Source organism: Sanguibacteroides justesenii, from assembly GCF_003204205.1.
In the GTDB taxonomy this organism is placed as follows: domain Bacteria; phylum Bacteroidota; class Bacteroidia; order Bacteroidales; family Marinifilaceae; genus Gabonibacter; species Gabonibacter massiliensis.
Genome location: NZ_QJPL01000009.1, coordinates 101,952 through 113,205 on the forward strand (window position 1 = coordinate 101,952; position 11,254 = coordinate 113,205).

Genomic DNA, 11,254 nt, shown 5'->3' on the forward strand with positions numbered 1-11,254 from the left:
CAAGTACACATCTTGGTTATTCTTTTCTATTATCGCATATTCAACGCCTCTTTTACGCGTATAATCAAGTCCTCATAATGGTGTCGTGTCGCCACATCACCCGTAGCACGACGGTTCTCCGCCAATTTCAATACCTTCAGCAACTCTCCCCGTTTCACAGATACGGCCTCGGAAACTCTTCCCATGGAATAGAAATGCAACACCCGAATCCGTACATCTTCCTGCAGATCTAACGTGAAAGCGGGCCTCCGGGATGCAAAACAACACCCTGTTTCATCCCCGCGAAGAGCCTTTTTCGTAGTTTTCTCTACTGCTTTGTTTGAACTCACGATGATGGCATCGATATAATTTTTTTGAGCCATACGTTCATAAACGGACAAACTACGTCCGGCTAAAGTTCCTTTGAAAACAGCTTTGTGCAAATCGGCAAACAACTCTTCCGGTGTATAACATTTCTCTCTACCTAAAGTCGCTTCCGCATCATACATTCTCATCAAACGATCGTCTTTCAACAAATTATAAAAAGTAGCGTACTGCAACTCCCTGACAACCGTGTACGGAGAGTATTCGACTCCCGATTGTATCGGGTAGCTTTTTTTCCATACTTCCGCTCCGAACAACCATTCGGGAACCGTAAAGACCTCTTCGATAAGATATTTTACGCTCTCTTTCTGGATGCCTTTGGGCACGGGAATATAACGGTCTTCCGAACTTCCTTTTACGGGATTGTTAATGTAAATCCCCCCTACATTTGCCGTTACATGATCCCCGTACATTTTCCATTGATTAATCACGGCCATCAACAATTTACCTGCCTCGAAATAACCTTGTCCCTCTTCCTCCGTCCACTCCTGAATATGGGGAACGATCCGTTTCAGATTCTTTATTCCGTAACGGTTGGCTTTCACGATATCGTCTCCCAAATCTTCATCCTGAGAACGGGGATCGATCGGATCCCGGGGATCTTGTTGTTCTCCGTACCAATACATCGGATCGCCCTCATGCTCCCGTATCCAATCGTTCAAAACAGGTAATTCCTCTTGAGGAGTCGCAACATCCAACCAACGATAAGCCCACCGAATGGCAAACTTATCATACATGCCGATCTTCGGGGTAATCTCCGTTACGCCATCCTCCGGTTGCGCCACATAATTAAAACGAGCGTAATCCATAATGGAACTTGCCGTACCTCCCATCTTAGACGTAAATTCGGGCGATCTTAACGAATCTACCGGGAAAGAAGAGGAGGCTCCCATATTATGTTTCAATCCGAAGGTATGTCCTACCTCATGGGAAGAAACAAAGCGAATAGCACTTGCCATGTGTTCATCGCTCAATTTATTTCCGCGGACGCTCGGATCGATTGCTGCTGTCTGAACTCTCATCCAGGTATGTAACAGACTCATTACATTATGCCACCATACCACATCCGCTTCAATAATCTCTCCGGAACGAGGATCGACAACCGAAGGTCCCATCGCATTTGCCTGTTCCGAAGCGGCATAAGTGATTACAGAATAACGTACATCCTCGATATCAAAATCCGTCGCATCGGCAGGCACTTCTTTGGCAACAACGGCGTTTTTAAATCCGGCCGCTTCAAAAGCCGCCTGCCAGTCATAAACACCGGCTATTATCTCTTCACGCCATTGCTTCGGCGTGGCCGGATCGATGTAAAATACAATTTGTTTCACCGGCTCAACCAACTCTCCCCGTTTGTATTTTTCAACGTCTTCCGGTTTCGGTTCCAATCTCCAACGATGTACAAGCTCCCGTCGTTCCACCGCTTGTTGTTTGTCATTAAAATAAATACGTTCCGTACTGAAAAAACCAACTCTCGGATCCGCAAAACGGGGCTTCATCGGCTCTTTATCCAAAAGCACAAGATTTGTTGTCGTTTCAACGGTTAATGGGACCGAAACGGCCCCATCTGTCACCTGCGTCGTCATTAACGCCTTTACCACCACATTTTTCGGAAAAACTTTCACGCTCAATATCTTCGATAGATCTCTTTTTACAGACGTTCCCAAAGAGATACTATTATACAAATCATTTATACTTTTCTCGCTACCGTCAAAAATCTTGTTCACTTTAAATACGACCGTCGTCGAATCTTTTCCATAAGCTTCGATCGGAAAGTATTCGATCACAGACTCCCGGTAATTATCTTTGACCGACTGACTGATTGCATCCCCCTCCGGAACGCTTACCCTCGGGTCGTAGGTCGTTACCCAAACCTTATTTAAAGCCTCGTCCTTATAAAAACGAACAATCTTGTCATCGTACTCCATTCCCTTATTCAGTCCGGCGTCATTCAAAGCTCCAGGAACTCCGGATACTTTGTTTACAATCAGAATATCCCGTCCCAATAAAGAATCGGCTATCTCAAAATAATAGTCATTACCGACTGTATGAATTTTTATCATACCTTCCGCCGTCTTGGCTTTATTCAATAATTCATCGTATTTGTTTTTGGTAACCGCAGTATCCGTTTTAACCTCCTTTTTCTTATGCCTGTTTCTAACCGCTCCTTCGGCAGGAAGAAAGAAAAACGACGTCAATACCGTCATACATACAATAAAGGTTTTCGTTGTAATCATAGTTTTTGTCTTTATAATAGTTATCATGAGCCTATTCATCTTTTACAATAATACCCTATTATTGAAAAAAACGAAATAAAAAAGGAGTGAATGCCTAAAACGAAGGAGTGAATAACAGAAAAAATACCACGAAACGAAAATTCATTGTTTCTCCTTATGAATCAACGCTTAACAATGGCAATTTGCATATAAAATAAGCACCTGTACTACTGAATTCAAAGCCGGAACGCCCGTAAAATTCATACATTTTTCGAATACGTTCCAAGCCTACACCTATCGATTCAACCGTAGATTCGGTACGAGGCTGGTAATTATTTTCAACGACGACACAATCGTCGAACACGTATATTTTTATCCAGAGAGGTTTTTGTACGGTTACCTGGTTATGTTTTATCGCATTCTCGACCAACGTTTGCAGACTCATGGTCGGGATCTTCAGGTCGAATACATCGGAATCGATATCGAATATCAACTCCAAAGACTCGCCAAACCGTATTTTCTGTAAAAAGTAGTATTGACGGGTAAATTCCAATTCGTCTCTGACGGTGGCCAAACTGACATTTCTTTTTTCCAAAAGATAACGGTATACTTTTGATAACTTCAAAACAAATTCTTTGGCCAATACCGTATCGGTTCCAATCAAAGCACTCAACGAATTTAAAGAATTAAAAAGAAAATGAGGATTGATCTGATTTTTCAACTGTTGCAAGTTCAACTCGACAGACTCCCGCTCCACCTTACGCCTCAATCGATACTCCTTTCGCCATTTATGTTGCGCGAGGAAGAGTAACACCGTAAATATCAAAATAGTAATCAACGCGATAATAATAGCATAACGATGGAATTCTTCGGTTTGTTCGCTATAAACAAATTGAGGAACATTCACTCCTATGATCCAGCGTTCATTTCCTACTTCCAACGGAAAATAGACCCTTACTACAGGAACCTTCAAATAAGCAGAGTTCGCCAAAATACGCAACTCCTTCTTTTCTTTCAATACCTGCTTTATCGAATCCAACTCTTCTTTCTCCATCAGCTTTTGCCCCAATAAACGTTCATCCGGATGAGAGAGAATAGTACCCTTTTCATTGACGATAAAAACATAACTCCGGAATATGGCCGTTATCTCCGAAAAATAGGTATGCAAATCCGGTAAAGAGATATCAAAGCCTAAAAGCACATCTCCCCATTTTTTATTCCTAATAACATCTACCGTGGTCCAATAAATTTTTCCAGCATCATTATAGGTCCCGCTATAACGATCATTCTGGAGCGTATCTATCATCTCTCTAAATTCCGACTGCTTCCTTTCCGACAATTTATATTTATAAAAAGAGGTCGTATCTTTATCCAATACATTCAATATATTCTCTCCATCCACAAAATACCATATCCGGCTCAGTTTCGTGTCCAATTGAGGTATAATCATCAAAGAAGAAAACAACTCCTCCTCCTCCTGCCACTTTTTGGAAGTAAAAAATTCCCGGACTACCCGTTGCAATTGCTCCGTCTTCTTAAATTCATAAGCAATAGTTTGCGATCGATAACGACATTGATCCATAACAAAATCATTACTCAACCGATTCCATACGGAACCTATCTTGTCTCCGATCAAATAAATGGCCACAAGGAAAAGGGCTAATAAAACAAAGCCCATCAAAATAATATTGTTGGTCCTAAACTTCATTTGAAATCAAAGATAAAAGAAAAAAATGACAAATGACAAATGTTGGTTAATGATTAAAAGATTAAGGAATTTTTGGGATTGAATGATATAATGATCGGAGGATTAAAAAGATGGACAAATCATGCCACGACGCTTTGTTGCACAGACGATGTTTCTCAAAAGTCGGGCGGCCAGACAATGGCCGCCCGAATGATAAATCATAACGCTAAATCCGCTTTATGCAGCGTGAGTTTAAAGAACTCATCCTCTTCGGCCGCGTAATCATTGAAATACACCGAGCGGGCATCATTCGATATCGAAAAGTACCCCTTGGGACCTAAATCGGGCAAATCGAAACGCTTGATCGGATTCAGGTTCCAGTCGAACACGAAAATGGCCTCTTTATACACTTCATACTCTTTATCTTCTGCATTAAAATAACCACCCACCTTGCACACGATGTACGAGTCGTTCGCTTCCATGGCTAAAATACTCTGCCGCATGTCGTTGGTTGATAAGAAACAGAACTCTTCATTAGCGTATTGAACCAGCGTGTATCTCTTCTCGTTCACCACCTTACCCGTGGTCACGTCGAACGTGTATAACATGAACTGGTCGCTGGAGGCGATCACGGCCAAGTCGTTACCTCGTGTCTCGATAAAGCCTTGCGCGTAAGTCCACTTGATGAGGTCGTTCGCCGGGATCTCGGTGCGCTTCCTTTTCTTGACATCGAAACTGGCGTAGTCGATGGTCTGGTACCCCTTCATTGCTTGATGGTCCCAAACCACCACCGAGTTTTTATTGATCCCGTTCACGTTGTTCTTTTCAAATTCAAAAGGCGGGCGAATGGTAGCTATCACCGTGCCGTTCGGCAATTTCGTCATTCGGGATACCCAAACCGAATCCGGGAAAGTCGTTACGCTGAACTTCCTCTCCTCCATGGGAACATCCCGAATAATCTCTTGCTTGTTAAAGGTCTTGACCGTGTTCCGGCCTTCATAAAAGTAGACGGAATCCCCCGCAATCTTGAACCCCGTTAATCCTTCCATCTGGTAGGGTGCTCTCCCCGGTGACGCACTCGACGCCAACGATTCCCCCGTGTTCAGGTTATAACAGATACAAGCATCGTAATCATCATGGTCAAGGGGCTCGACGAACCACAACACCGAGTCTTCTATCACGTTAATATTGCTTGTCGTTATCACGTCATCCATAAAGTTGTCGTGCTTGACTGTCAAATTTTTATAGCGTTGAAAATCCAGCTTCCCGACAACAACAAAATCCGTGTCTATGCTCGACAGCGGGAACTTTTCAGCGTTGTCGCAACTGAACATGAAGAGGCCGATTAAAGGAACTAAAAGTGATTGTATTATCTTTTTTCTCATGATTACTTGATGTTAAATTCAACGAACCTTGAATCTTGATGAATCTATTAAATTTTTATAAAACTGGTAGACACTGTTGACCTTTTGCTCATACCGGCCGCATTGGAGGCGGTCCCGCGATATTCAGACAAAGCTCCTTTCCTTATCGCTGTCACCTCGTATTCGGACGTCGAGGTCATCCCCCTGAACTTCCATGCCAGATTCCAAGGGCCCCGGGATTCGACATACCGGTGGGAGACGGGTTCCTCGCCGTCTCCCTGGAGAGGTTTGAACGTGATATTGATACTCGTTTCTGTCCGTCTATATTCCGGAACACCGGATCCCCGGGGAGCTCTAAGCACTCCACTTACCCCGGCTATTGTCACGATCGTGAAAACCATGCCTAAGCAAGTAAGTAACCATGATTTCATGTTGTTTCTCTTCATAACGTTATTTTTTATCTATTCATTTTCTTTATCATCACTCTTGCTTCACCCATTTGACAGCGTCAGCCACCACCAGCTGAACATACGTTGCTCCGTTCTTGGCCGTGATGGGAGGAGCTCCCCGGTCGTCCAATACCACGCGGGAGACCCCGGCCGGCAAGCTGAATACACCGAGCGATACCCAGGCGGGATCTCCCTCTTCAACCTCCAGGACAACCTCCTTTTCTCCCTCGGGAGTGTGTACCGTGTAGTAATTTCTCATCCCCGGGTAGTCGGCAAGAAATGTCTCGTTCTCGCGGGTATGGCTCAGCAAATGAGGTCGATGAATAAAGATCTGGTACCTGCCCGCTTCCGGGAGGTTCGCTACCCATTCGGCCTTGAACTTCCCGGTACCCGCTTTTTTGATATAGAGACTACGTATACATTTCCCGTAACAGTTATTTACCAACATGGGAATAGTAGGAGAACCCCACGTGTTTATTTTAGTATTCCAAGAGCTCAAATTATATTCTCCCTCGCCTCTCTTTCGGTTCATAAGATCCGCCAATTGCATCCGCTTCTCCGGGGAGTCGATCAGATGGAAATTTTCATCTTCATTATCCACGATAATCTCTCCCGGGGGATAGAATTCGTCCCGCTTCAGCGGGGTAACCCCCTCTTCGGGTATCGTGCCGGATTTAATCGTTTGCCCGTTTTGAAATGAAAAAGTTCCCGGCAGGTTCCCCGAGAAATTTGTCGTGAGCATTAATTCATACCTTCGATCTTCATGAACGACGATTCGCTTGTATTCCCCGGGGTTGACCGGGTAACTCCGCCAACGATATATCCGGTTTCTTCCAAGGTCATCAGTCGCGTACGAGATGACGGAGACGATACCACCCGTCTCGCTGATATTACCCACCTTGAAATCCATAATTTTTAATCGATCCGTGACTTTATTGTATTGATCCTTAACGTGCAACCGGGGAATCTCACGACTCGTGTACCACTCGTCCAAATAATCCCGGATATTTTCCCCGAAACGTTGTTCGAACTCGTCGATAAACGAATCGAAATTCACTTCCTGGAAGCAGGTACGCGTGTTAAACTCTTCCATGAACCGGCTCAAGGAGTCCCAAGAGGTTATCGTCGTCAAGTAACTCAACAAGTGGGAAACCTTTAAAGAAATAGCAACCTCCTGTTCCTGGCTGTACTCTCCCGTGATACATCCTTCCAGGCCGTTTTTCTCGATATACTTGAGCATGGATGGTTTTACCGTAAGCCTCAGCGATAGCGGGTTCATCATTTGCCGGTACAGGAGATCCATCCCCCGGAACTTGTCGGATGTCACGCTACGGGTGTGTCCCGAGAAAACCTTGTCGATACCCGTGTGTTTCAAGGCGTAGGGTAACTTGTCTAACAACAACTCTTCCCAATCGCCACCGGGTTTTTCTACCTCTTGAGGCCATCGTTCATTAAAGAAAACGATTTCCGGCTGGGCGTTATCACGATACAGAGAATGCCCGTTGTAATGCAGGAAAGAGGCGGGTGCCTCGATTAATTTCAAATACTTGTAGGGATAGGGGTAATCCTGGCTTTTCTCGATGATATCTTTACAGGAACGGAATATGCTCTCTATCCTTTGCTCCCGTCCCGGCGCCCCTTTTCGCAGGGGTTTATACGCGTCAACGGTTTTCATGTAGAAGTCGTTTCCCGGGTAGGTGTAAAGCTCCACTGTCAGGGAATCCACGGTGACCGTTCTTTTCTCGAATTTACCGATACACAAGCTTATCCCGGTCAGGTTTTGCAGGTTCTCGAACGTGACATACTCCCCCTCCCGGGAGGTTTTTCCCTGGGATAAAACGACCTTGTTCCCCGCATCCTTCACCCGTAGCCTGTAACGCGTGAAATTCATCTCCCTGGAGGCCATCAACCCCACGGGGGGCACGGCCATGGGGTACCACATCACTTCCGGTACCAGCAACGTGAAATCTCCCGACACGAAAGCCAACCGCCTCCCCAAATTCTCGATGTGCATGGTGTAACTAACGGGAGAGAAGAACTCCTCGTCGGGGAGGTTCACCTGGTATACCTCCTCGTCGATGCCTCCCGCGTATTCCATCGTCACCTCGACACGCTCGCCGGGCTCCAGGGGGCGTTCGATGACCACGACTTGATGTTCCCGGTGCCAGGGGATGTTGAGCCCGTCGACTTCCACCTTGTTGATCCGAAGACCCGGGTTCAGGAAGAGTAAAAATCGCTCCATTTTCACTTTCCGTTGATTTTGTATCTCCATCCGGCTTGTTGCCGAGAGGCGGTCTCCCCCGGGCTGACACGCGATGTCATGGGTGAGTACGCGGACGGTGGGGTACTTGTTATACCCGGCGAAAGTTTCCCGGTACGCGTTCCTGTTCTCCTTCCGGTTTTGGAACTTGTTCAAGTAGATGCCCCCCAGTCCCACGGAAAGCACGAGGAGGAGGGAAGCGGCCGCAGCAAAATAAATTTTTCGACGGGGTTTTCCGGGTAATCTTTTAGCAAGAGGGGCGGCAAAGCAAAGTAAGGAAATTCCCAGTAGCAAGAAGGCACCCCGGTGTAGCAACGTTTCGTCGAGGTCTATGAACCCCACGAGGGTGGAAAAAGAGTCCGTGAGCGAACTTCCCCGGAAATCCAGCATCCCGTGCAGGGGTTTTGTCAGGTAAGCACACGAGAAGTAGAGCGCCCCAACCAGGATCATCCAGCTGACAAGGGGGTGTTTGGTCAACCGGTTCACGAGCGACGCTAACCCGGTGATAAAAACGAGCGCGGGAATCACGCGCACCAGCAGGTAAAACAGGTACACCCCGGGATTCACGGGTGAATCGGGAATGATGACATGGATAATCCCGCAGGAAATCATGAAGATAACATCGACCGCGAGAAACGGGATCATTATGCCTAATACCTCCCCGAGGAATACCTTCTCGTTATCAACGGGTCTGGTGAAAAGAACTTCTCGCGTTTCGGCTTTTTTCCGCTTGCGCTGGATGTCACAAACTAAAAAAGTGATCACTATGGATTGAAAGAGGTTCAAGAAATAAAACCCGTACGCGGGGAGGGACGAGGCGAGGACCACCTGCCACCACTGGAGGCTTCGGGCATTCCAGGGGATCAAGAACCCGACCATGAATCCGAACACCCCGAGAATAAACAGGTAGAATAACCAGTTTCTTCTCACCAGTTTGCTCTCGTGAGTGACAATTGTTTTTAATGCGGTTTTCAAAAGTTTATGATTTTTGACTATATGTCGTTATATTTTCAAATCGGCTTTATACAACAGCGTGTTTTTGTCGTTTTCCTTGTCGACTTGTTTGAAGTAAACCGCGCTTCCATCCATGGGAATCGTGTAGTACCCCTTGGTTAGCTTTGGCAATTCAAACTTCTTAATAGGTTTCAGGTTCCAGTCAAACACGAATACGGCACTTCTGTCGGTCTTCGATTGTTTATCCGCCTCGCTAAAATAACCGCTTACCAGGCAGAAAATATGGTTATCGGTCACTTCCAGGCACACGACACGCAATCCCATGTCGTTACCTACCTCATTTCCACCATTCAAAGGTAAAATATCCGTGTACCTTTTCACGTTTTTGACCTTCCCGCTGTTGAAATCGAACGTGTATAACATGAATTGACCATCCACGGCGAAAACAGCCATATCGTTGCCTCTCGTTCTAAAAAGACCTCTCGCGTTAGAACGTTTCATCGTGACGTACGGTGTAAACTTCGAACCAAGTGAAGGATTATATTCCGGGAAACCGTCACCCGGGAGTGTTTCGTGATAGGTTACCCCTTTCTGACCGAGAACCATCAGGGTTTTCTTCTCCATACCCGTTCGGGCATCTTTTTCCAGTTTTTGCAAGTCCGGAGCAGGAGGAGGCATTATCGCCACGATAGCCCCGTTCGGGAGGATCGTCGCCTGCTCTACCCAAACGCTGTCCGGAAACGCGGGAATGATCACTTTCCTGTCTTTCACGGGAACATTGTTGATCATATCTTTTTTGGCGAAAACCTTTATCGCGTTTTCTCGAACAGGAATATATTTATTAGAGACTGTCTTTGCAATCGTTTTAGCAGGCACAAACACGATAAAATCTTTTGTCACGTGAATGGTCTTGTAGGATATCTTATCGGATAATTCGTATGGAGCTTTCCCGTGTTTTGCAAGCACGGATAATTTTTTTCCCGTGTCGAAATCATAACAAGTTCCCAAATCATTCCATGGATCATGGTCTATGACATACAGCAGGGAGCCGTCGATGATCCAGGTATGCCACGCTTTTAATCCGTCGTATGTTTTGAAAGGCTTCAGTTCCACTTTTTCAACCACCGTGAAATCCCTTTTCATATCCAAACGCGTAGGGGGAGAAGAACAAACGGCAAGGTGACTATCGAAAATAAAAATGCCGAACAAAAGCCATAAAAACCGGTACCTCTTCTTCATGATTATAAATTTAGTTTACTTTTGGAAATCGTATCACTATTTTATCTGACGGATCGCTTAGTCCAGCCGCATTTTTAGCTTTAACTCGAATTTTCATAAGAGAACCCGACTCTCTATCCCTAATTGCACATTCAGTCGTGGTAACTGAATCATAGCTTTCCCAAGATAAATCCAAACGCGCATCCTTAACTTCAATAATATAATCTGTTACAGGTAATCCGCCATCATCTGCAGGCGGTGAGAAACTTAGTTTACAGCTGGTTGGCGTTATATCATCAATCCGAAGCGCTCGAGGAGGCGAAGGAGGAGAAAGTACATACACGGCGGCAGCAGCAACGATCGTAAGGGTTAGACCGATACATACGGTCAAGATTAATTTTAACTTTTTTGATTTCATAATCGTAAAGTGTATAAGTTTATAATAAACATATCACTTGTAAAGTTAAAAAAAATATGTTATTCGCAAATAAATTCCATTGAATTTTATTCCAAATAATAACAAGTATAGATTGAAAAAATCTGATATTAGAAATATTGATGATGGTAGATTAAAGGATTTAGGGATTGGGAGATATAATGATTAGGAGATTTGAATCACTGAATCACTCGATCACCAAATCATTTAATCACTTAATCATTTTAATCTACAATAAAAAAAGCCACGATCTCTCGTGGCTTCTCCCTAAATTCGGCATCGACCTACTCTCCCACCTCGCGGCAGT

Annotated in this window: 7 protein-coding genes; all 7 read right to left on the minus strand. The window is 45.0% G+C overall.

Features of this window, described 5'->3' with window-relative positions:
* Positions 1 to 29: 29 nt before the first annotated feature.
* The 7 genes from DMB45_RS13240 to DMB45_RS13270 all read right to left on the minus strand — a co-directional run bounded on the left by DMB45_RS13240 (position 30) and on the right by DMB45_RS13270 (position 10,929).
* Positions 30 to 2,600, minus strand: a complete 2,571-nt coding sequence (locus DMB45_RS13240; RefSeq protein WP_110688848.1) for a zinc-dependent metalloprotease — start codon at positions 2,598 to 2,600, stop codon at positions 30 to 32.
* Positions 2,601 to 2,754: 154 nt separating this feature from the next.
* Positions 2,755 to 4,257, minus strand: a complete 1,503-nt coding sequence (locus tag DMB45_RS13245) for a histidine kinase (protein WP_052634275.1) — start codon at positions 4,255 to 4,257, stop codon at positions 2,755 to 2,757.
* 227 nt (positions 4,258 to 4,484) lie between these two features.
* Positions 4,485 to 5,651 carry a hypothetical protein gene (locus DMB45_RS13250; RefSeq protein WP_236684919.1) on the minus strand — a complete coding sequence of 389 codons (1,167 nt, stop codon included), beginning with the start codon at positions 5,649 to 5,651 and terminating at the stop codon, positions 4,485 to 4,487.
* Between the two features lie 47 nt (positions 5,652 to 5,698).
* Positions 5,699 to 6,076 (minus strand): hypothetical protein, encoded by a 378-nt coding sequence (locus DMB45_RS13255; protein WP_146216451.1) that lies wholly within the window; start codon positions 6,074 to 6,076, stop codon positions 5,699 to 5,701.
* A gap of 34 nt (positions 6,077 to 6,110) precedes the next feature.
* Entirely contained in the window at positions 6,111 to 9,314 is a 3,204-nt protein-coding gene (locus DMB45_RS13260) for a golvesin C-terminal-like domain-containing protein (RefSeq protein WP_041504642.1), read from the minus strand.
* Positions 9,315 to 9,341: 27 nt separating this feature from the next.
* Positions 9,342 to 10,532, minus strand: a complete 1,191-nt coding sequence (locus DMB45_RS13265) for a hypothetical protein (RefSeq protein WP_041504643.1) — start codon at positions 10,530 to 10,532, stop codon at positions 9,342 to 9,344.
* Between the two features lie 10 nt (positions 10,533 to 10,542).
* Positions 10,543 to 10,929, minus strand: coding sequence for a fibronectin type III domain-containing protein (locus DMB45_RS13270; protein WP_041501886.1), 387 nt, complete (start codon positions 10,927 to 10,929; stop codon positions 10,543 to 10,545).
* Positions 10,930 to 11,254 lie beyond the last annotated feature (325 nt).